This is a genomic window from Fontibacillus phaseoli (assembly GCF_003337355.1).
GTDB lineage: Bacteria > Bacillota > Bacilli > Paenibacillales > Paenibacillaceae > Fontibacillus > Fontibacillus phaseoli.
The window spans coordinates 52,539-73,955 of the sequence record NZ_QPJW01000015.1; the positions used below are offsets into that span (position 1 = coordinate 52,539).

At 49.6% G+C, this 21,417-nt stretch carries 20 protein-coding genes and 1 pseudogene; 9 read left to right on the forward strand and 12 right to left on the reverse strand.

The window, feature by feature from the left end; genetic code table 11:
- Window positions 1-61: 61 nt before the first annotated feature.
- A complete protein-coding gene (locus tag DFP94_RS22545; protein ID WP_114498735.1) occupies window positions 62-1,129 on the reverse strand; it encodes a suppressor of fused domain protein in 1,068 nt (355 codons plus the stop codon).
- Window positions 1,130-1,778: 649 nt separating this feature from the next.
- Between DFP94_RS22545 and DFP94_RS22555 the strand changes: the two genes are divergently transcribed.
- Genes DFP94_RS22555 through DFP94_RS22565 form a run of 3 tightly spaced genes read left to right on the forward strand, consistent with a single transcriptional unit; the run spans window position 1,779 to window position 5,393 of the window.
- The gene (locus DFP94_RS22555) at window positions 1,779-2,522 is read left to right on the forward strand and encodes a hypothetical protein (protein WP_114498737.1); all 744 of its coding nucleotides are present in this window, start codon (window positions 1,779-1,781) and stop codon (window positions 2,520-2,522) included.
- Between the two features lie 13 nt (window positions 2,523-2,535).
- Window positions 2,536-4,224 (forward strand): vWA domain-containing protein, encoded by a 1,689-nt coding sequence (locus tag DFP94_RS22560; RefSeq protein WP_114498738.1) that lies wholly within the window; start codon window positions 2,536-2,538, stop codon window positions 4,222-4,224.
- Between the two features lie 29 nt (window positions 4,225-4,253).
- On the forward strand, window positions 4,254-5,393 hold the full coding sequence (locus tag DFP94_RS22565) for a toxic anion resistance protein (protein ID WP_114498739.1): 1,140 nt from the start codon (window positions 4,254-4,256) through the stop codon (window positions 5,391-5,393).
- Window positions 5,394-5,491: 98 nt separating this feature from the next.
- On the opposite strand, the gene DFP94_RS22570 is transcribed toward DFP94_RS22565, so the two are convergent.
- The 7 genes from DFP94_RS22570 to DFP94_RS22595 form a co-directional block, all read right to left on the reverse strand.
- A complete protein-coding gene (locus DFP94_RS22570) occupies window positions 5,492-6,376 on the reverse strand; it encodes a pentapeptide repeat-containing protein (protein ID WP_114498740.1) in 885 nt (294 codons plus the stop codon).
- An 80-nt stretch (window positions 6,377-6,456) separates the two neighbouring features.
- The gene (locus DFP94_RS22575) at window positions 6,457-7,116 is read right to left on the reverse strand and encodes a hypothetical protein (RefSeq protein WP_114498741.1); all 660 of its coding nucleotides are present in this window, start codon (window positions 7,114-7,116) and stop codon (window positions 6,457-6,459) included.
- 3 nt (window positions 7,117-7,119) lie between these two features.
- Window positions 7,120-7,572 carry a flavodoxin gene (locus DFP94_RS22580; RefSeq protein ID WP_114498742.1) on the reverse strand — a complete coding sequence of 151 codons (453 nt, stop codon included), beginning with the start codon at window positions 7,570-7,572 and terminating at the stop codon, window positions 7,120-7,122.
- A 180-nt stretch (window positions 7,573-7,752) separates the two neighbouring features.
- On the reverse strand, window positions 7,753-8,058 hold the full coding sequence (locus tag DFP94_RS25775; RefSeq protein ID WP_220270931.1) for a DUF5692 family protein: 306 nt from the start codon (window positions 8,056-8,058) through the stop codon (window positions 7,753-7,755).
- The gene (locus tag DFP94_RS25780) at window positions 8,021-8,314 is read right to left on the reverse strand and encodes a DUF5692 family protein (RefSeq protein ID WP_220270932.1); all 294 of its coding nucleotides are present in this window, start codon (window positions 8,312-8,314) and stop codon (window positions 8,021-8,023) included. Before DFP94_RS25780 ends, DFP94_RS25775 begins: the two co-directional genes overlap by 38 nt.
- Before the next feature lie 250 nt (window positions 8,315-8,564).
- Window positions 8,565-9,815 (reverse strand): flavin monoamine oxidase family protein, encoded by a 1,251-nt coding sequence (locus tag DFP94_RS22590; RefSeq protein WP_181873267.1) that lies wholly within the window; start codon window positions 9,813-9,815, stop codon window positions 8,565-8,567.
- Between the two features lie 288 nt (window positions 9,816-10,103).
- Window positions 10,104-10,439, reverse strand: coding sequence for a helix-turn-helix domain-containing protein (locus DFP94_RS22595; protein ID WP_114498744.1), 336 nt, complete (start codon window positions 10,437-10,439; stop codon window positions 10,104-10,106).
- A gap of 171 nt (window positions 10,440-10,610) precedes the next feature.
- On the opposite strand from DFP94_RS22595, the gene DFP94_RS22600 reads away from it, so the two are divergent.
- The gene (locus DFP94_RS22600) at window positions 10,611-11,180 is read left to right on the forward strand and encodes a thymidine kinase (protein WP_114498745.1); all 570 of its coding nucleotides are present in this window, start codon (window positions 10,611-10,613) and stop codon (window positions 11,178-11,180) included.
- Window positions 11,181-11,256: 76 nt separating this feature from the next.
- Here DFP94_RS22600 and DFP94_RS22605 read toward each other — a convergent pair whose 3' ends face one another.
- Window positions 11,257-12,666, reverse strand: a complete 1,410-nt coding sequence (locus DFP94_RS22605) for a deoxyguanosinetriphosphate triphosphohydrolase family protein (protein WP_114498746.1) — start codon at window positions 12,664-12,666, stop codon at window positions 11,257-11,259.
- A 214-nt stretch (window positions 12,667-12,880) separates the two neighbouring features.
- On the opposite strand from DFP94_RS22605, the gene DFP94_RS22610 reads away from it, so the two are divergent.
- The 4 genes from DFP94_RS22610 (at window position 12,881) to DFP94_RS22625 (ending at window position 15,840) form a co-directional block, all read left to right on the forward strand.
- Window positions 12,881-13,330: a MarR family winged helix-turn-helix transcriptional regulator gene (locus DFP94_RS22610; RefSeq protein ID WP_245955067.1), complete on the forward strand. Its 450-nt coding sequence runs from the start codon at window positions 12,881-12,883 to the stop codon at window positions 13,328-13,330.
- A 69-nt stretch (window positions 13,331-13,399) separates the two neighbouring features.
- A complete protein-coding gene (locus DFP94_RS22615) occupies window positions 13,400-14,224 on the forward strand; it encodes an NmrA family NAD(P)-binding protein (RefSeq protein WP_114498747.1) in 825 nt (274 codons plus the stop codon).
- A gap of 233 nt (window positions 14,225-14,457) precedes the next feature.
- Window positions 14,458-14,802, forward strand: a complete 345-nt coding sequence (locus DFP94_RS22620; RefSeq protein WP_114498748.1) for a PadR family transcriptional regulator — start codon at window positions 14,458-14,460, stop codon at window positions 14,800-14,802.
- Between the two features lie 3 nt (window positions 14,803-14,805).
- Entirely contained in the window at window positions 14,806-15,840 is a 1,035-nt protein-coding gene (locus DFP94_RS22625; protein WP_114498749.1) for a hypothetical protein, read from the forward strand.
- Window positions 15,841-15,931: 91 nt separating this feature from the next.
- On the opposite strand, the gene DFP94_RS22630 is transcribed toward DFP94_RS22625, so the two are convergent.
- The 3 genes from DFP94_RS22630 to DFP94_RS22640 form a co-directional block, all read right to left on the reverse strand.
- Window positions 15,932-16,702 (reverse strand): YheC/YheD family protein, encoded by a 771-nt coding sequence (locus tag DFP94_RS22630; RefSeq protein WP_114498750.1) that lies wholly within the window; start codon window positions 16,700-16,702, stop codon window positions 15,932-15,934.
- Between the two features lie 123 nt (window positions 16,703-16,825).
- A complete protein-coding gene (locus tag DFP94_RS22635; protein WP_114498751.1) occupies window positions 16,826-18,184 on the reverse strand; it encodes a sugar phosphate nucleotidyltransferase in 1,359 nt (452 codons plus the stop codon).
- Window positions 18,185-18,224: 40 nt separating this feature from the next.
- On the reverse strand, window positions 18,225-19,055 hold the full coding sequence (locus DFP94_RS22640; protein ID WP_114498752.1) for a DUF6492 family protein: 831 nt from the start codon (window positions 19,053-19,055) through the stop codon (window positions 18,225-18,227).
- 208 nt (window positions 19,056-19,263) lie between these two features.
- Between DFP94_RS22640 and DFP94_RS26235 the strand changes: the two are divergent.
- Window positions 19,264-20,091, forward strand: a pseudogene (locus tag DFP94_RS26235) (VanZ family protein); the annotation flags it as partial.
- Window positions 20,092-21,417 lie beyond the last annotated feature (1,326 nt).

Sequence of the window (21,417 nt, forward strand, 5' to 3'; positions counted from 1 at the left end):
CTATTTGGGACAATACTTCAATTAATAAATCCTTCGTTCATCCGGCCCATGATCACTCACCTCATCCGATAGTATGCACTACGTTTCCTTCGTGATCGGTAATATGTGTTTTCACGATTTGAACGGCTACTCCCCTTAATGAGGTCAGCTCAAACCGGCTTTCTTTGGGTACTAATTTACCGGAGAGCTCCGCGGCCGTCTTATCGTCCAGCCTGAAGGTGGTCTCATTGTCGGCGCCGGTTTCATATCCGGCTTCATCCCCCGGCGTGAAAACGACCCGGACGTCGCGGCCGACGAGACTCAATTTCTTGTCTTTCAAAATACGGCCCCGGAGCAATTTGCCGACGATTTCGGCTTGTTTGGCCCCTATTTTCAGCGTGGCAGGGGTCTTGCTTAAGAAGCCTTTTTTCGCCGGCTCGAAAGCGAGCTGGTCTACAAACAGAAAACCGGTATTCGAGCCGTCTCGTTCCATCCCCGCCTGGACTGCCGCAGAAATGGCCGGAACCTCGAGAAGCGATTCCCGTGTCAGATCAGTTATGTATTTAGGCAGATACACCAACCCGGTCGAGAGAACACCCAATGTATTCCAGGTTTGCATCGCCGCCAGCTCATCGCCCGTGATTCCCACCATCTGCAAAAACTCCACGCGGCCGTTCGGCGTATCTATCGCCGGAAGTTGTGGATCTTCCACAAAAGCCAGCGCGGTCAGCTCCGTATCCGCGTCCATGCAAATGGGGCCGTTAGCGTCCAAGTAATCCCCTGCTTTAAAGACGTTGCCACTGTTAAACACGTATCTTCCCATATTTTGAAGCAGATTCAGCGCCCAAGCAGGCGGCTCCTCCTCCTCATTCTCCCGGACCAGCCGAAAAGTCAGTTCAAATCCGTATCCGCTATCCTCGGCATGCTCCGATTCTTTTTCATATAGCTCCGAAAATCCGTAAGTCACGAAATGCCAATGGGGAATCGGCTCTTCCGCCTTATACGCACTAATTCCGTCCAAGGGATCCGGCCCGCCCAACGCATAAGAAATAAGCGTCCCGTAATGCTTTGGCTCCTGATCCCCGTAAATTTTGCCCATCTCCCGATCAATGGCATCCCAGCCTGTTGTTACCTCCACTTCCTCACCCATCTTATATTCCTCCTTTTTCGTATCTACTCGTTACTCGCTAGCAATGGATTAATGTGATTAATGCTCATTATAAAGGAAATTTTGGAAAGCGTATGTTTAGCGATTGGTTTATAGTAAAAATTAATACTTTTGTCCTAATGGAAATCAAATAACGAAAATTAAAATCGAAACTAGATGTACAGGGCACTTTTTTCCACCTTCAAGTGCTATACGGAATAAAAGAGCCTCTTCAGAGGAAAATTTGTTCAACAGTGTTAAAAGAGATTCCATCAGCTTTCATTACCTAAATTGGTACAACGAAGAGCAAGATGCCTACTACACTCCGTCATAAAAAAAGCCGATAAACACGCAGAAGCTGGTGTTTATCGGCTTTTGTCTGTCCTGATACCCCGATACGAGTCCACCCTCGCTGGCATCCCGTAGCATTTTGAGGGACGAAATTAGAATCCCGGAAAGTATATTTTTGAAACAATTTCCACAGTATCCCCGTAATAACACAGAAATAGCTTCATTTTTATCATTTTTAATTAGAAACATTTGGGGCCCCCGAAGTGATTATCTGATAAAATTAGCAAAAAGATCATTCCGCTCATTGATTGAGCGAGTAACGGCCGGAATACCTTAGGTAATAGCGAAGGAGGTGTGAATTTTGAATAGCTCGAGAATTTTCAAGCTGTTTGGACTTATGGTCGGAGTGGTTCTCCTGAATATTGTGGTATTATCGCCCGGTTTATTAGGGGTCCAAATCGGCGGGGATAGCGTGATCCTGACTGCATTCGGCGTAACCTTGCTGGTGGTCAGTTTCCTTGTGCTGATTTACGGGAGCTATGTACTGCTGTTTAAGGCTTCGGCCCCTCCGCCCGTAAAAGACATAAAAAGTCATGAGGATTACATAAACGCACTGTATCATTACAAAGACATCAAAGTGCTGAAGAAGGATATCATTCTTGCCTTGGATCAACTAGAGCGAATTGACAAGAAAAAGGCGACCCTGCTGGATGTGCTAAGCCAGCGATTTGACCCAAACGAATTAAGCTACCAAAAATTCAATTCCGTCATTTTCGAAGTCGAAAAACTGTTCTACCTGAATGTCAGGGGCATTCTGAATAAGCTCGGCGTTTTCGACGCTTCGGAATTTTCCGCTTTTGCCAGCCAGGAAAGTTCGGGGAGATTTTCCAACAAGCTGGTGCAGGAAAAAACAAAACTATACAACGAGTATCTAGCTTATGTGTCCGGATATCTCGGCGCAAACGAAGAAATTTTACTCAAGCTGGATAAGCTGCTGCTCGAAATGTCCCTCTTGGGCAGCACGGACTATAAAGAGATCGAGGATATGCCCTGCATGAAGGAAATCGATGCACTGATTAACCAGACTAAATTTTATAAGCAATGAAGGGGAGATGAGAATGGCAAAGAAGGGTAAAGCTTTTCTGGTGTTGGCAATCATCGCCGCGGCGGTTTTTGCGCTCGTGTATTTTGGAATCACGTTAACGTCTAATCTGGGCAAATCCCAGACTCAGGTCACTACCGAAGATGCGGCAAAAAAGCTGGATAAACTCTTTAAGGATATTTCCGTAGCTTCCGCAGAGCCGGTTAAAGGCCAGATCGACCTTGACCCTGTAGCTGTCGGCGACTCTTTGCCCGACATCTCCAAATTCCCGATCTCCGTTGAGAACACGACAGACAGCTTTGTCGAAATTTTCTCCTCCACGGAAAAATCCGGCACGGGGATCGACGGGTGGCTGAATGAAGTCGCAACCGATTTCAACGATGCCAAAATTACGGTTAACGGGACCACGGTGTCCGTCAAAATCAGAAATATCGCTTCCGGCACGGCTACGGATTACATTAAATCCGGCAAGTATGTACCGGATGCTTTTACTCCATCCAATGAGCTATGGGGCGAAATGGTCAAAGCTCAGGGCATCAAAACCGAGCTGGTATCCAAACGACTCGTCGGTAATGTGGCCGGAATTGTTTCGAACAAGGCGAAATATGATGAACTGGTGGATAAATACGGTTCGCTTAACGTCAAAACGATTACGGACGCCATCGCGGAAAACGAATTGTCCATGGGTTACACCGATCCATTCGCCAGTTCAACGGGATTGAATTTTCTGGTGACAGCCCTGAAGACGTTCGACAACAAGGATTTACTTGGAGACAAGGCGGTTCAAGGATTTGAGAAATTCCAGGCCAATGTACCCTTCATTTCCTCCACGACCTTGCAGATGCGGGAAGCGGCCAAAACGGGAATGCTGGATGCTTTTGTCCTGGAATACCAGACTTTTGTCAACGCGGCGGATTTCAAGAGCGGTTATGTCTTTACTCCGTTTGGAGTCAGACATGACAGCCCGCTATACGCTCTGGGGGATATGCCTCAAGAGAAGCTGGACATTATCAAAAAATTCGCCGAATTTGCCGGGCAGGAGAAATATCAGAGCTTGGCCAAGGAAAAAGGGTTTAACGGACTAGAGGATTATCATTCCGAAATGGAAGCGGTTGACGGCAGCCTTTTATCCTCGGCACAAAAGGTTTGGAAAGAGAAGAAGGATGTAAACAAACCGATTGCCGCCGTATTTGTGGCCGATGTATCCGGCAGCATGGACGGTGAACCGCTCAATCGCCTGAAAGAATCGTTATTAACTGGCCAAAAGTATTTAGGACGGGACAATAGCATCGGTTTCGTATCTTACGCCGACAATGTAACGATCAATCTTCCGATCGGGAAGTACGATACGAATCAGCAGTCCATGTTCGTAGGCGCGATCAATAGTCTTCAGGCTGCTGGGGGAACGGCGACGTTTGACGGCATTGTGGTAGCCATGAAAATGTTGCAAGATGAATTAGCCGCTAATCCTGACGTGAAGCCGCTCATTTTCGTGTTGAGCGACGGGGAAACCAATGAGGGCCATTCGCTCAAAGATATCCGGGGATTAATCGAAACTTATAAAGTCCCGATTTACACGATCGGATATAACGCCAATATCAAAGCGCTTGAAAGCATTTCGAGCATTAACGAGGCGGCCAGCATCAATGCAGATACGGACGATGTGGTTTACAAGATCGGCAATTTGCTCAACGTTCAGATGTAATTATTTTCTTTTACAAGAGGAGGGGTTATATGTCATTTACGATGGAAGTAGTAAGTCCGGAGAGACTTAAAACAGCGATTGAGGAACAGATTCAACCCGAGCCCGAGGAAGTAACGCAGTTGAAAGAGCTGGCATCGAACAACGTTTCGGCAATTTTGGACCTCGATATCGAGTCCCTGGAAAAACGGAAGGAGATTCTGCAATCCATCGACAGCTTCGGTATGAACACAATGAAATCGTCATCGGAAAAGAACTCCCTCCTGCAAGTGTCGGTTGGAAACTTATCCAAAACCGGCGACGACGGCGGCCAGGTGGCCAAAGGGCTTACGGAACTGCATCTCCAATTGAAGGATCTGGATCCGAGCATTGTCGATTTTGCCAAAACCGGCTTTTTGGGCAAGCTGTTTAATCCGCTCCGAAGTTATTTTGCCAAATATGAAAAAGCCGACTCCGTCATTTCCGGCATCATCAGTTCATTGGATAAAGGCAAGGCCGTATTAAAAAACGACAATACTACGCTGGAGTTTGAACAACAGGCGCTGCGGGAGCTCACGAAGAAGCTGCAAAAAGAAATCCAGCTCGGGATGCTGATGGATACGGAAATCGAATCCCAGCTTGAAGCGGCGAAACTGCGCCAGGAATCCGAAGACAAAATCCGCTTTATCACCGAGGAAGTATTATTCCCGCTGCGTCAGCGCGTTATGGACCTGCAGCAAATGCTGGTCGTGAACCAGCAGGGCATTATGGCAATCGAAGTCGTAATCAGAAACAACAAAGAACTGATTCGTGGCGTGGACAGAGCCCGAAACGTCACGGTATCCGCCTTGAGAATTTCGGTCACCGTCGCCAGCGCGCTCTATAACCAAAAAATCGTGCTGAAAAAGATAGAACTCCTAAATCAAACCACGGACAATTTGATTAGCAGTACATCCAGAATGTTGAAAGATCAGGGCGCGGCGATCCAGAAGCAATCGCTGGAAACCAGCATTTCCGTGGATACGCTAAAACAGGCCTTCACCGACGTACTGGCGGCGTTTGACTCGATCAGCACCTACAAACAGGAAGCGTTACCTAGAATGCGCGATACCATTAACCAGTTCAGGGAACTGGCCGATACCGGGGAACAGCAGATTCAGCGTTTGGAGAAAGGTCAAAAATTGGGTCTGTAGGAAGCCCCCTATATACTTTGAGCCAATAATCACGGAAACAGCCTGGAACATCTTGTTCCAGGCTGTTTTTATTCATATGAGAAACTGCTTCGCCGGCATCATTGCTTCTTACCGGGAAAGGACCAGTGCTCCGGCCGAAGCAAGGACGGCGGGAGCTTGGTATCCGCATCGCCCCTCGCCGCGTTAATCTGAAATTGAGTCAGGAAAATCGCATCGGTCAGATCGGCTCCCCGGATGTCCGCATCCCTAAAATCGGCGCCGATGAGATCAGCCCCCCGCAAGTCCGCCCCTCTCAAGTCCGCGGCAATAAGATAGGCTCCTCTCAAATTAGCAAGCCGTAAATCCGCTCCTCTTAATTTGGCGCCGATCAGATCGGCTCCCCGGCCTACCTTTTTCTGAGGGATTAGGGAACCCTGGTGACGTCGGCGGGCCTCATTACGTACCAGTTCGCTGGTTTGCAACAGCAGAACATTAACCTCCGCGCGATGCGCCGCCACATCCAGCCCCAACAGACCCTCCGGACCAAGATGGGTAAGTCGCTTGGTTTCGTCCAGCATCTTGCCAAGTTCGCCATGTATGGAGTTCGCCGCATGCAGCGTCAGCGCTTCCGTCAGATACGAGAGCAACTCATGAAGCTGCCGCATGACCGGGAACACCTCGAACATCTGCTTTGCAGAGCCGGGAGCTTGGCGCCAATCCATGCCGCCGTATGTGACCTGGGAAACCTGTTGCCCTGCACCAAAGCAATCATAGACGGTACAACCGCGAAAGCCCTGCTCTCTCAGCGTGTTGTGAATGCCGCATCGGAAATCATGTTGCAGGTTCTGGCAGGGCTCCCCGGCATCTTTATCCTTAGCAAAATCCGCCGAAGCCGCATAAGGCAGAGCAACGCAACATAAGCCAAAACAACTCTCGCAATCGGCCTGTAGCCGTTGTGGGCCATCGGCAGATAATAAGGTAGAATTTTCATTATTCCAAGACATTACGTAAGCTCCTTCATTCTGATAAATCCGACTCGCATAACCTATATTAACGCAGATCTTCATAGATTCACAGTCGCGATTCAGAATTGGAGCAACGCTTGGTCCTCACTAACCGATTCCGACAACAAGTACACATAGTCAAGAGATTCCGGCAGGCCTAAAGTTTCTCCTCTAAAACTAAGCTTCTTCCCGCTCATCAAGGCATAAACCTCAATCCCAGCCGGGGGTTTACCGTATACGGAGTGCCAAAACACATTCGTCATATGAACAAAAGCTTTGATTACCTCGGCGTCCTCTTCGACCATAAATTTTTGGACCGTAAACGGGTTACCGGTTACCCCTTTGCTTTCCCAAACCGCCTGAAAGATCATGGCCAGATGGAGGTCCAGTTCCGGTATGTAGGCATTCCACTGTTCATAAAGGGATACCGGGTAATCGGTAACCGATACATTTGCAAAAATACCACTCAATTGCTCAGCCATTCTGGCATACACTTTCCAATAGTGCAGGTCGCCAAGAAAACCATCCGCCTTTTTGGGCCAGCGGCGTTCCAGCAGTAACTGGATGGATGTGCAGTTCCTCACCTCAGGCGTTAAAGAACAGTAATCGTTAATGGTATGACCAACCGTATATTGGACGCGTTGGCGCCATGTCAATTGTTCAGCGGAAAGAGGAGCCGCCGGTACCGGACAGCCCCGAACCCATTCCTCCAACTCGTAATCAAATAGTTGTACGGCCATTCTTTAGTTCACCGCATACAGGCGAGCGGCAAAGGCCTCTCCGAATTGCCGGCAAAGAATCTGTTCCTCTTTGCTTGGCCCGTATTCCACTTTAAGGCTGTCCTGAGCAATCACGGCACCCAACTCTTTCATCTTCTCCTCCAGCAAATCTACGGCTCCGCAATACAGGCGGTAACTGGTATCGCCGCTTCCAAAGACGGCGGTCACGCTTTGCTTTAAATCCACTTCTTCCATCTCCTCGACAAAATCAATGAATTCATCCGGAAGCTCACCGTCTCCCCAAGTATAAGTACCCAGCAAATAAGCATCATACTTCTTCAATATCCCCGCACTGCATTCATCCACCACTTTCAAATCAACGCCGGCTCCGGTATTTTTTATGCCTTCGGCAATCAGCTCCGCCATTTCTTCCGTATTTCCAGTCAGACTGGCATATATAATAATGATTTTACTCATACAGGCTCACCTCTAAAGTTGAAAGATTTAAGATGACTATAATTGATAATGATTATCATTGTCAATACTAATCTAATCTTAACTCTCTGTTTTCGGCGTGTCACCTGGGGAAAAACAACAAAGAAGCCGCAACCTTTAAGATTGCAGCTTCTCTTGCTTTGCTTCTCCGAGTCTTTAGTTCTACTCCGCAATGGCTTTATAGGCTTTCAAGTCCGTATACACTTCCACCTTGAGCGGATTGCGTTTATGCTTGGCAATTTTGTACACATGGTATACGAATACCACAATATTCGCCGCCAGCGACAAACCGCTCACCACCCACAATGCCGTTTCACTGTGAGAGGACTGAACCGCAAACTTGGATTCCCCGACAAACATCGGGAAGGACATCGTAAACATCATCCAAATTGCCAGGGTTTGTGCCCGATGTTGCAGCCATGCGCCCTTTTTAAAGAAAAAGGCCGGAATCGTACAGGAGATAAGCAATGCTGCCCCGGCATAAAACGAATGGTCGGACAGCGCCCGAATAAACCTTCACCCAATGAAACCAAGTGCCGACGCTGGAACCTTCCCCAGCCGTATTCGGCCATACCGCAATGGTCAGAACAATCGGGAAAACGAGAAAGAGAAACAGAGAAACCCATTTGCTCATTCGCGCCAGTTCATTTACGAGCATTAAGCCTCCAAGCACCACAAACCACATCAGGACGGAGTACCAAGGCATTGCTTCGAATAAAAACATGCATAACCCTCCCTAACTTATTCATGAAATCGCTTTCTGCCTTGAATATAGCGCTTTGGCATTTACGCTTCAAATCAGGGAAAGGCTTGTTAAACAAGGGCCCACAGACTTTATTTTCAGGATGAGTTTACACTTCTTTTTTTGATCATGATCTATCATAAATTCGCGCGTGCAGCGGAAATTCCAAGCTGAAGTGTAAACAAATCATCAAAGTAAAATAAAACTGTGCATTTCGACATGTTGCGACAAGTCAAAAATATCGTTCTACCAACGCCTTGGCATAGATAATGCAGTTCTCCAGCGTCGGAAAATTCATGATCTCCCCGGCAAAATAGATACCGTACTTGCCTTGCGCGCGTTCAAGTTGAGTATAGAACCCTCTCTGCAGCGCCGCCGTATCCACATGCGGAAAGTGATTCCAAGACTTCATCATGTAAAGCCGGATATTTTCCCCTCCCAGACTGGCAAGCGTAGCTTCAATACTCTCCCGCATCTCCGAATCGCTCATGCTATCATTTTGGGCCACGTATACGGTAATCAGATCACTCTCTGCCAGATCCGCCCACCTGTAATACCAAGCCATCATTCGTCCTCTGCGATCCGGTCCCATGTTGCCCGGAATGTACCCTGACAGCTTGGGGATGTTGTCAACCCTATAAGCATAAACACGAAATCGTTCAAAAACGATTTTCTCCATCAGCTTGCGGTCTTCCGCATCAAGATTGGTTTTGTCCGGCAGGTCGTGTAGTGAGGCTGTATAAATCACTTTGTCAAAATACAGTTCCCCTTGGTTCGTCTCCACCCTCACTTTACCCGGCTCCTCTTGTGCAATACGATTCACTTCGCAGGTGAGCCGCAGGTCCGAGGCCCTGTCGCCCATGCGCTTTATCAGTTCGGTCACTCCCTTGGGCCAGGAAATCATATGCGTGATTTCGATAAAGGACATCAAATTATCGAAATTGAGCAGCTTCATGACATAAGCGGCGGGAACCTCATCGATGCTGCCATAGCCGAAAGCGCTGAAATAGTGCATAAATACCTGTTTGAGTACAAACAATCCGTTTTCATCGCACCAGCTTGCAAAAGGCTTGCACAGGTCCGAAGGGATATCTTCCAGGCCCGGGGCTTTAATCGATTCATAGCGCCCAAACAGTGCCGGCAACCTCTTAAACTCTTTAGCAAAGTCTGCCATTTGCTCCTTGGGTACCTGCGAGATTCTGGTCCCTTCCCGGTTAAAAAAGCTTCGTTCCAGCAAAGGGCCGCTCTCCTTCAAATCGAATTCCTCCATCAACTCCATAGTCGATTTGTACGAGGGAAGCCCGATCAAAGCCCCCATTTCATAGGTTTTGCCCTTATATTCGATCGAGTGGCATTTGCCGCCTACCCGGTCTCCTTTTTCCATGATCGTCACGTGACGATACCCTTTCTTGGCTAACTCATAGGCGAGCGTTACCCCGGAGATTCCAGCTCCGACGATCCCGATCTTTTCATCCTTGATCACAATTCATCATCTCCTTGTATATAACCAGAGCGGCAATGGTTCCTGAACGCCGCTGAAATCAAGCACCTTATCGGAAGGAGTTTTCCCTTATGGCTTCCCCGCTCCCACGTTGTCGAGAATTCCTGGCCCTTGTTGGTGACCAGATTATCGATCCTCAAATGAAAAGTTCGAAGCAGCGGTATGATCTTCATCCGCATAAATTCGATAAGCTGAATGCTTGATTTCCGATTGTACAGCTTCACCAGCGCCAGCCTCGAATAGGAATCCAGAGTAACGTACTGATATACCTTACCGACCTTCGGAAAACTGCCTATGTATTGAATAGCCTGAAAACAAATATAGCCGGGGTACGCATGAGCGGGATCCTTCATATATACGTCTTGGCCCATCCTGCGGAAACCGAAGAACATATTGCAAAATGGTTCTCTCCGTTTTTCTATCTACCTGGTTCGGCATCGCCGGTTTGCGTTCTTTCTTGCCGAGACCGGCTATTCCCTGCTGCATGTAGGCGTTATACCACCGGTAATACAGCGTTCTGGAAATTCCGAACTCCTTGCAGGTTTTAGCCACATTCCCTCCGGTCATACCGTGCAGAATCACTTGGTATTTTTGACTCTCATTCAAGGGTTTCGCCGCCTTCCAGACCCACCTATTACTTAATAGGTTAGTGATGCAGGCGGAATCCAACAATGAGATGAGTTACATATTCGCCTTCGACCTGATTTGTGATAAAATAATTCGTGTTTGTGAAAAGAAAAGCTGCAAGCGATAAGAACATAGAGAGGAACGTCCCCATTGGCACAGTTGTTTTACAAATATGGAGCGATGAACAGCGGCAAATCGATCGAAATTTTGAAGGTTGCCCACAACTATGAAGAGCAGAACAAGCCTGTCCTTATTTTTACTTCGGCCGTTGATAACCGGGATGAAGTGGGCTATGTTTCGTCCCGGATCGGATTGCGCAGAGAAGCGATTCCGATTTACGAAGATACCGATATTTTTGTCACCGTCCGGGATCACAGTCCAAGGCTGTACTGTGTCCTTATTGACGAATGCCAATTCCTGAACGAAGGCAGCATCCGACAATTGGTCCGGATTGTCGATGAACTGGATATTCCGGTCATGGCGTTCGGACTGAAAAACGATTTTCAAAACCAATTATTCGAGGGAAGCCGCCAATTGCTGATCTATGCCGATAAAATCGAAGAAATGAAAACAATCTGCTGGTTTTGCGCGCGCAAGGCGACGATGAATCTGCGAGTGGAAAACGGGAAGCCGGTCTATACCGGCGAACAGATTCAAATCGGCGGCAACGAATCCTACTACCCGGTATGCCGTAAGTGTCATACCAATCCGCCGCTATAACCAGGCACTTTTATTATGGCAAGAGCCCCGAACCATAGAAATCCCGGTTCGGGGCTCTTTACTGTTTTTATATCCGTTAATCCATATCGTAGATCGTACCGACTTTAAGTCCGTAAAGCTCATTGTAAATCTTTTCGGCATAGGCGTCCGTCATACCCGCTATGTAGTCGATGATCATGTGCTCCCAGGTCCAAATCGGATCGGCCTGCTGCTGATCCCGGTCAAACCGGCGCAGCCAGTCCCCGGGAATGATCGATTTCGAGGTAACGGGGTCAACGAAGGCGTCCCATAACCGTTTGATAACCCAGGCGCTCCGCTTCTGCAGACGCTGCACCCGAAGGTCCCGGATCATCGTTACCCAGGCAAAACTTTTTAGCACACTGACGGTACGCAGCATATCTTTATCTTCCCGGTCTTCTTTCACGAACGTCACCTTTTGCCAGTTACCGTCGTCAACTACGCCAAGGCTGCCCACGAACAGGCTGACCCAGTAGGCCTTGACCTCGCGCCGGGTCCGTGAATAGTCGTGATCGCAGATCGGCATTTTGGCATTCCAGACGTTCAGGAACGAGGTGAGCACCTCCTCCACCTTGACCTGGATCTGATCAGGAGTCCAATTTTGCCAGAAGTCATCCTCCAGCGTCATAATTTTCTCTACGATCAGCCTTTGAATATGGGAATCGAACAGAAAATGAGCATGGACTTCGATTTTACCGGCCTTGATGCCATCCTCCAGATCATGGGCGGAGTATGCAATATCATCGCAAAGATCCATAAGCTGCGCTTCAAAGGTCTTTTTCCCATACGGAATGTCCCAGCGGTCGCGAATATACGAAATATACTCCCACTCATGCCGGTACAAGCCCTTTTTATTTTCCGTGCCGGGAAAAGGATACTTGTTGGTTCCCAGAAGAACTGCATCGGACAGGTTCAGGCCGTCGATATTTTCCCGCTTTTCCAGGAACATCATGAGCCGGAAGTTATGCGCATTGCCCTCAAAATGCTCGTATTTCCGCGTGACGGCTTGCCTAATCTGCCCGGCCTCCTCAGGGGATACGCTCCGTCCCTTCAACTCCTGTTTGAATTTGTTATCAATCAGGTTCTCCAAAATTTGTTCCAACACTTCCTCCCCCTTGTGACCAAACGGAGGATGGCCGAAATCATGGGAAATCGCCGCGCATTCCACTACTTCCGGATCGATAATCAAGCCCGGATGCTCTGCGACTTCCGTAGCTACGGCCGGATAGGCCCGTAACAAACTGCGCGCCGCCTCCCGCGCGATTTGCGCCACTTCGAGCGAATGCGTCAGCCGGGTCCGGTAATAGTCCCCCGTGCCCGCTCCGAACACCTGCGATTTGCCCTGAAGGCGACGAAACGTCGGCGAGTGGATCAGCCGGGAGTAATCACGTTCGAACGTTGCACGATTGGTTTCCTGACCGATATTATCTCGATACTGCCGATGTTGCCTAAATTCTTGAATGTTCATATCCCGCACTCCTTTTATCACTTCAGCCTTATTATTGGCAGAACCTAGCTTTCCGTTACATTAAATATGATCGCTTTATGCTATTGTAGCCGTCAGAGGGCGGAACTTAAAGTCTTGTTTGAAACAATTGCGGTTAAAAATTGACGGAGCGGCCGCTCTGTAGTACGATCTATTTAGTTAACCATTTAACTAAATGTCCGAAGGAGATTGACTGTTGAATATTCAAAAGTATGTGACGGAACAACCTTTGGAGGTCCGGGCCTTTTTCGCCCTGGTGGACACGACGGCGCATCTGGTTGCGGCCTCCGAAAAATATTGGGCTTCCAAAAGTTTAAACGGAGCGCGAATCCGGATCCTTGTCGAAATCGCCAAAGCGGGCGGAAATATTCTCCCTTCCGTGCTTGCCGGCAGGATCGGCGTCACCAAAGCGAATATTAGCGCCATGCTGATCCCGCTAGAACAACTCGGCTATATTCATACGTCGAGCCACCCCGAAGACGGCCGCAAGCGCCGCATCTTCCTGTCACCGGAAGGCGAGCGGCTACTGCTCGAAGAGATGCCGGGAAATCGCGAGACGGTTGCGGAGAATATGAAGAGCCTGGACGAAACGGAGATGAAGCAGTTATTGAGCCTGCTTCACAAGCTGCACAGGAAACCCGATTGAAGGTTTCTTGCACTCATTTAGTTAACCATTTAACCAATTTTGAACGTACAGAAAGGATGGGAACTGGTCATGAAAATCATAGTTACCGGGGCTACAGGCCACCTGGGACAACATATTTTAAGGAAGTTACTTCAGGTGGAGCCCGCGCATAATATCGTGGCAAGCGTGCGCAGGCCGGAGGCCGCCAGGGAGTGGAGCGCGCACGGCGTGGAAGTGAGATACGGCGACTACGATGAACCCGCTTCTCTTGAGGCTTCGTTTTACGGCGCCTCAAAGCTTCTTCTGGTCTCTTCCCCCCACCAGAATGATGACGTGCGTCTAGAGCAGCATCTCCACGCCATTGAAGCCGCTCAAAAGGCAGGCGTGAAACATCTTCTATACACGAGCATCACCCGGCCGGAGCAGGGGAAACTGCCGTTACACCGTCTGCATTTGCAAACGGAACAAGTCATTAAAGACTCGCAAATTCCTTATACCCTGCTGCGGAACGCCTACTATATGGACATCCTCAAATTTCTTGGGGTCCGGGAGGCCGCCGAAAGCGGCGAGCTTCGGCGCCCCCTGGGGGAATGGGCATTCAACACGGCGGCAAGGGAGGATTTGGCCGCGGCGGCCGTAACGCTCCTCACCGGAGAAGGACATGAGAGCAGGACCTATGAATTGACCGCATCTGAAACCTGGAACATGGAGGATTTGGCACGGTCTCTTTCAGAGGTAATCGGCCGTTCCGTCGTTTTGCGGACCGATCCCGACCTCTCCAATCCCGTCTTTCAAATGCTCTCGCTCGCGGATATGACCTACGTATCGCCCGATTTGACAAGGCTTGCGAGCACCCCGCTTCGCTCGATCAAGGAAGAGCTTCAAGCCATGTTCAGCCCCAAACCTAATAACTAGGACGCGATCACCCATATACCGATCACATACAGCAAGGACCCTCTTCCGCAGCGTGCGCGGCTCCCGCACACGCTGCGAAGCTGCACAAGGGCATTCGCTCTTCTGCACTAAATACGGGACTCTTGCTGTTTTTTGTGCCAAAATGTTTAAGCATCATTATCTTGTGCAATATTATAATAGACCATTTACAATAGTTTGTGTCATACAGTATTATGTTATCAGGAGTTGATGATATGGCTGATGTAGCTGAAACAATACAAGGAATATTAAGCGAGCTGAGAAGAGGAACGATCATTATCGGAGTGCTCAGTCAATTATCGGAGCCCCAATACGGATACTCGCTTGTTACGGTGCTGGAGGATAAGGGAATGACGATCGAACCCGGAACCCTTTACCCGCTGCTCAGAAGACTGGAGAAACAATTGCTCCTGAAGAGCAGTTGGGACACCAATGAGGCCCGCCCCCGCAAATATTATGCGCTTACCGCGTTCGGGCGCGAGGTTTACGAGGGGTTATGCCGGGAATGGAACGTACTAACCGTGAGCATGCAAAATATTATGGATCAAGATGGAGGTTAAACTATGGAAATGATTGACCGTTATGTTCATGCAGTGACACAGCGTCTGCCGGAGCAGCAGCGTGAAGATATCCGCAAAGAACTGTATGGGCTGATTGAAGACATGTTGGAGGAGGAATCGCCGCTTTCCGATCCTGCGCCCGAAGCCGTGGAAAAAGTGCTGCTCCAGTTGGGCCATCCCAGCGCAATGGCGGCCAAATACCGCGGCCACGACCGTTATCTGATCAGCCCGGTTATGTTTGAGTCCTATCTGTCCACGCTGAAAATCGTACTTTTGGCAATTTTGCTCGCCATGACCGTAGTGTTCGTGATCGAATCGATCGTGGAACCGTCGGCGATTCTGGACTATTTCACCGGTTATCTTGTGTCCCTGTTTTCAACGGGTTCCCAAGGATTTCTCTGGGTGACCGTCGCTTTTGCGCTTATCGATTACGGCATCCGGAAAAAATATGCGGGCAGCGGAGAATTAACCAAAAAATGGTCTCCTGCCGATCTTCCTCCCATCCCGGACCCCAAGTCGCAAATCAAGCTGGCGGAACCGGTGGCGGGCATCATTTTTACGATCTTGTTCACGATCATCTTCATGTTCGGCTCCGATCTTATCGGGGTGTATGCGCATCGGAACGATACCTGGCATCTCATCACCCTCATGAATCCCGACGTCATCGGCAAGTATCTTCCCTTCATAGCTATTTTGGGAATTCTGGCCGTTTTGAAGGAAACCTATAAAATCATTACACGTCGGCGGACCGGCACCTTGCTGGCTATTCACATCGGTTTTAGCCTTGTATCCTTGGTGTTTGCCGGCATCCTGCTGAACACGTCGGGCTTCTGGAACCCCGATTTTCTGAGTCAACTCCAAGCCATCGGGTTTGCTCCGCAAGCAGGCGAAGATTACGAAGTCATTAAAACCGTATGGCTCACGGTCACCAACAATCTCTTTTTTTTCATCGCGCTGATCACAGTGATCGATATTATTTCCGAAATATACAAGTTTTACCGCGTTAAATTGCCGGTTGGGGAAGTTATATCGAAATGAAGATGAAATAACATAGAAGCGTCTGGTTTCGAATGCGGATGCATTCGAACCAGACGCTTCTTTCATAATTAAATGATCCATTATCGGGAGATCAGGCCTTCCGCTTTTTAAGGGCCCGCCGGTAGGACATAACCTTGCGGTACATGGATTTATCTTTTAATTGATTAAAGATGTACGGGTCCGGGTTCGTATTGACTTCGATAATCCACGGGGTTAGCGTTCGGTCGAGTCCTACGTCCACGCCTAACTGCTTGAAACCGAGATTTTTTTTGTGGTAAAACCGGCCGATATCCTCGCCCAGCTTCTTGAGACGATGGATTAAATAGGCCTGCTTGGCTGTATCCATATGGGGAGACAGCAGCTTTTCAATGGAGGTAGGTTTGCCTCCATTGTGATAGTTGGTGACGATTTTTCCCGATTGAGCCACTCTGCCGATCATGCCGGTGGTCTCCCATTTCCCCTTCGGGCTAAGCTGAACCATCACGCGCAGATCAAAGCGGCGATCTTTATGTTTTAAGAGAACAATTCCCTTTTGGATCAGATAACTGCGGCTGCGGGTCTGTTTTTTTAGCGATTGGTAAAAAGCCTCGAAGTCTGTCATCTTTTTAAGCTTTGTCCCGCTTTGGTATTGATACAGCGTTCTGCCGGACTCCCGGTCCGTTTCGGCCCTCATCACGCCGTTGCCGTAAGTTCCGCGCTCGGGCTTGATGTAGACCATGCCGTATTTTTGCAGCATTGTCTTCAGGTTTTCCCTGCCGAACCTGACCGTCTCCGGAATCAGCGGCGAGATCTCGGAGCTCTTCATCAGCACTTTGGTTTTTATCCATTTGCTTGTGAGCGTGGACCGTCCTGTTGTCCCCATTGCATTGCCTCCAATGTCCCAGTCTCTTTATTTCTCCTTAAGTGAGCTATAACATGCTATGCTCTTTTCCCATACTTGGAAATGGATAATGCTCTATTGGTAAATCGTCGGGTGTTCACTCTCTCACTCGGAAGATTCAAAATTCCAATCCAGCGACAATCTCTCGATATCCTCTTTGACCGGCGGGGTTCCGGTCTCCACCTGAATGAATTCCAACAAAGTAATCGCCTTAATGGCGTGCGGCGAGCCTGGAGGAATGACAATGCTGTCCCCCTCGGATACGGGCCGCATAACCCCGTTAAGAACATACTCGCCCGATCCCGAGGAGATGCTCCACACCTCATTCAAGCTCCGGTGCAGGTGGTAGCTCGTATGCGTGCCAGGGAGCATTCTGACTTTCGAAATTACCGTTTCCCTGCCGTGTTGGGATTTGGAAATGTCAAGTATGGAGCAGCTTCCCCAGCGTTTTTCCTCGAACATGGGCTGCGGAGCACCGGCTTCTAGTTCACCCTTGATCCGGCTGGCTTCACGCTTGCCCGCGACGAGAATGCCGTCTGAGCTTGCCGCGACAATCAGGCCGGGAGCGCCTACGATGTGGACGGGAATGGCCAGTTCATTGACCAGATGGGTATCCGAAGAATCCTCCGATATTTTGCCCTTTCCGGTAATTCGGTTCTTCAGATAACCGGACAGTTCATCCCAGCTTCCAAGATCGTTCCAGATCCCGTCATAGGGCAAAACGACCGACCGCGACGTTTGTTCGACCACCTCGCGATCAAAGCTTTCCTGCGGCAGGCTGTCGTACCGCTTCAGCATCCCGCTGTACAGGGGCATGATCTCCCTGTCTGCCATACAGGACAGCAAGTAACGCTGACTACAGGCAAAAACGCCGCAATTCCATAATCCGCCCCGCGAAATCAAGCTCTCCGCGATAGCCTTGTCCGGCTTCTCAATGAAACTTCCGACTTCAAAATGTCCGCCCGCCGATTTCCCGGACTTCGGCACGATATATCCAAAGGCCTCCGAAGGAAAACGCGGCACGGTACCGAGCAGCGCCATGTCGGCCCCGGAATCCGCAAGCGAAACCGGCAGCCGGCGAAGTAAATTGAAGAAGGACGGTTCCACAAAAGAATCGACCGGCATCACAATCACCGTCTCGTCAAGGTCTGCCCCCTCGACGGAATGAAAATAAGCAGCAGCCAGGGCGATCGCCGTAAAGGTACCGCGTTTCTGCGGTTCCCCGAGCACCGGTATGCCTCCGCCCGTGTGATGCCTCGTAATTTCCACTTGCGTGTGGTGAGTGACGATGCAGCAGCAATGCAGCAATCCCGCTTCCTTCAGCCCCCGGCAGGTCCGCCCGATCATCGATTCCATCCCGCCGTCCGGAGACGACAGCAGCTTCAGGAACGCTTTGGACCTTACTTCATTCGATAACGGCCACAGCCGCTTACCGGAACCGCCCGACAGGAGAACAATCCGCAAATGAACCCCCTCCCCATCATTCTGTCGTTAGCCCGGACCCTTATTTCCGGGAACGGCTTCCTCCAGTTGTTTTCACATAGCCTTTTCGTTTATGGAATGAAAGCGAACGGTAGGAGCCGGCCAGTTTGGCTAGCCGCGGTTTGCTGATTTCTCCAGGGCTGCCGTGCAGACTCTTGTTACGGGCTTTACGGAGCGAGACCCCTGACCGATCCGTAGAATAGACATAGTTCCCGTACGTTTCGTATTCGGAAAAGGCAAACTGCTTTTTTCGGTTCATGCTCCGAATAATGGCTTTATGCCACGGCATCCCGTGTCTCGCCTCGATCTCTCTTTTCATCCGGGAAAGCTTGCCTTTTTCGAACAGCATATAATGGGTGACGAAAGAAGAAGACGCGGAGACCTTCCGGCCCATTAATCTCTTGTACGTCGCAAAGTACTGCGGCTGGCTCCAGTTCCGGCAGTAAAAAATACTCTTCCCTCCGGAGCGGAATCGGTGCGGCGTAATCAACACGGTATCGGCGTCGATGACCAGAAAATAATCGGCGCTGCAAATCCGGTCTCCGCTCAACTTGAGCAACTGCTGGAACAGCCAGCCCGACCGCTCCCACTTGGCCGAACCGTAGGAGATATCTTGCTTGGTCAGCGGCAATACTGTGTTCTCGTCGACAAATCGGCAGCCCTTGGAGCGGCAAAAATCGATCATTCTTTGTCTTTTTGGAGCAATAATAATAATCTGTCCGATGGGATGCTGTACCTTTGTTCTCACAGCGTCAATCACATAGGGAAGCGTGCCCAGATCTTTCTCGATCGCCGGGATCAGCACATCAATCGTGGCGGCCGCGCTGATGCGGCCGGTCGGGCTTAGAGACATAGCTTCAACTCCATATCTGTATAGTTGCAATAGCATATGAATTCCCCGTAGCACACGAAAGGGCCTTATGCCCGAAGGGTTTCGATTTTTTAACCAAAACTTAAACCTGGCTTTAAACTCCGTATGTTAAGATGTTAAGCAGCATCAATGCTAAGTCATTTTCATTTTCATTTTCTTTTTCTATGTCGCCGGAAAGGAGGCCACTACCGTGTTTGAGTCTTATCTGTTTCCTATCGCCTATGCCTTCATGGCTTTTCCCGTAGCGGCACTGGCGTTTACGCTGCCGTTTCTCGTGGTCCAGTACCGCAGGCACGGCTATATAAACAAGTACAGAGCCTTTGTACTGTACCTGTTTTTGCTCTATCTCATGAATGCCGTGTTTCTGGTCATGCTGCCTTTCCCTGCGACTCGGCATAATGCGCCAATGAGTGGTGGGACGATGCAACTTGTTCCATTCAACTTTATTCAGGACATCCTCAAAGAAACATCTGTCGTAAAAGGAGAGCCCTCAACTTACCTGCATTTGCTAAAAGAGCGTGCCGTCCTGCAGGTGTTGTTCAACGTACTGCTTACCATTCCGTTCGGGATGCTAGTCCGCTACTATTTCCGTTTCGGTCCTTTGCGCTGCCTGCTACTGTCGTTTCTTCTGTCGCTCTTCTTCGAGGTTACGCAACTGACCGGAATATACGGTATCTTCGACCATCCTTATCGCGTGTTTGACGTGGATGACCTGATGACCAATACCCTTGGTGGAATGATCGGCTTCCTGGCCGCCGAGTGGCTTGCCGGCCTGCTGCCCCGGATTGAACATCTCGACAAGGGCGTGGATTTGTCGGTAAAAAGAGTCTCCTATACCCGCCGGGGCCTGGCGTGGATGTTCGATATCGTCATCTGCGCCATCCTCATGACGGTTTGCCATAAGCTGGGGATTCCCGCCGCCTACTTTGTAAGCACCGGCATCTACTTCATGTTGCTCCCGTACCTCGCCGGCGGCGTCACCTTCGGTAAATGGCTAGTGCGAATCCGGCTTACGGGAGCGGCCTCGACCTCGACAGATCATGACCGCAATCTGCCGGTCGGACGGCAGGGTACCGGTACTGCCAGTAGTGAGGATGGGCGGCATCCGCATCGCGGCGGAGTTAATGCGGATCGTCCGGTGTATGACGACGATCCCGCCGCCGAAGCCGCGGCGCTCTTAGCCGGTCTTACGAACCGCAGCAAGGGTCAGGGCGGCTTGGCAGGCGTAAATCATCTGCACGATGCAAGCGATGCGAATGCGGCAAATCGCGGAGAAAGCGTGGTCGGTGCATCTAATCTGCGTAGCGAGGGTGCCGCGACGGAGACGGCAAATCGCGGAAAGAGCCAAAGTGGCCGGGAAGGCCGGGTTTCATTGTTCGCGCTTATTTTACGTTATGGTATCCTTTACTGGTTGCTGTTCGGATTAAACCGGATGCTTGCATTTTCGTCCGGGGAACTTCCGGGCATCTCGAGAATGTTTCTGGGCGTACTCGTCCTGGTGTCGGATCTATGGTTCTTCATACATGTGATCAAGCATTTGTTTCAAAAAGATCCCCAGCTGTTCTACGAAAAAATCAGCAAAACACAGCACAAAATCATATGGAAACCTTCTGCGGGTACGGTCGGAGAAAAGGCTTGACCGAACAACCCAAGACATAATTCCGGTTAGTTGCTTCGATTGAAATTGCCGACGAATACCCCTGGAAGAATCACCTATTTCGCATCAACACAAAAATAACTGGAAAACCTCCAGTTATTTTTGTGTTTTTTGCGTCTGCCCGCCTTTTAACTGGAAAACCTGCAGTTATTTCGCCGCGAAACGCACCTAATCGGCCAAATCCTCTAAATTAGCTGGAGGTTTTCCAGCTATTTCTGCCAACACGGACACATGACCAAAATTAGCTGCAGGAAATCCATCTAATGTGTAAGTCGAAGGATCGCAGCTAGCGGGATAGTAAAGCCACGGCAGTCGATCGAAGTTCTGCAGTAGCTTTTCCAGTAATCAGATGTTTTGGAGAATTGTAATTCGTGGGCGGCAATCAGCAGTCAAAGTTCCGCAGTAGCCCTTCCAGTAATCGGATGTTTACGAGGTATTATTACGATGAACAACCTGCAAGAATAGCCCATTCAGTCCAGGACGCAAAAATAACCGGAAAACCTCCAGTTATTTTTGTGTTTTTTGCGTCTGCCCGCCTTTTAACTGGAAAACCTGCAGTTATTTCGCCGCGAAACGCACCTAATCGGCCAAATCCTCTAAATTAGCTGGAGGTTTTCCAGCTATTTCTGCCAACACGGACACATGGCCAAAATTAGCTGTAGGAAATCCATCTAATGTGTAAGTCGA

Coding starts and splice junctions, on each gene's coding strand:
- DFP94_RS22545 (WP_114498735.1), bottom strand. CDS start 1,129: ATGGGTGAGGAAGTGGAGGTAACAACAGGCTGGGATGCCATTGATCGG.
- DFP94_RS22560 (WP_114498738.1), top strand. CDS start 2,536: ATGGCAAAGAAGGGTAAAGCTTTTCTGGTGTTGGCAATCATCGCCGCG.
- DFP94_RS22565 (WP_114498739.1), top strand. CDS start 4,254: ATGTCATTTACGATGGAAGTAGTAAGTCCGGAGAGACTTAAAACAGCG.
- DFP94_RS22570 (WP_114498740.1), bottom strand. CDS start 6,376: ATGTCTTGGAATAATGAAAATTCTACCTTATTATCTGCCGATGGCCCA.
- DFP94_RS22575 (WP_114498741.1), bottom strand. CDS start 7,116: ATGGCCGTACAACTATTTGATTACGAGTTGGAGGAATGGGTTCGGGGC.
- DFP94_RS22580 (WP_114498742.1), bottom strand. CDS start 7,572: ATGAGTAAAATCATTATTATATATGCCAGTCTGACTGGAAATACGGAA.
- DFP94_RS25780 (WP_220270932.1), bottom strand. CDS start 8,314: ATGTTTTTATTCGAAGCAATGCCTTGGTACTCCGTCCTGATGTGGTTT.
- DFP94_RS22605 (WP_114498746.1), bottom strand. CDS start 12,666: ATGAACATTCAAGAATTTAGGCAACATCGGCAGTATCGAGATAATATC.
- DFP94_RS22615 (WP_114498747.1), top strand. CDS start 13,400: ATGAAAATCATAGTTACCGGGGCTACAGGCCACCTGGGACAACATATT.
- DFP94_RS22620 (WP_114498748.1), top strand. CDS start 14,458: ATGGCTGATGTAGCTGAAACAATACAAGGAATATTAAGCGAGCTGAGA.
- DFP94_RS22625 (WP_114498749.1), top strand. CDS start 14,806: ATGGAAATGATTGACCGTTATGTTCATGCAGTGACACAGCGTCTGCCG.
- DFP94_RS22630 (WP_114498750.1), bottom strand. CDS start 16,702: ATGGGGACAACAGGACGGTCCACGCTCACAAGCAAATGGATAAAAACC.
- DFP94_RS22640 (WP_114498752.1), bottom strand. CDS start 19,055: ATGTCTCTAAGCCCGACCGGCCGCATCAGCGCGGCCGCCACGATTGAT.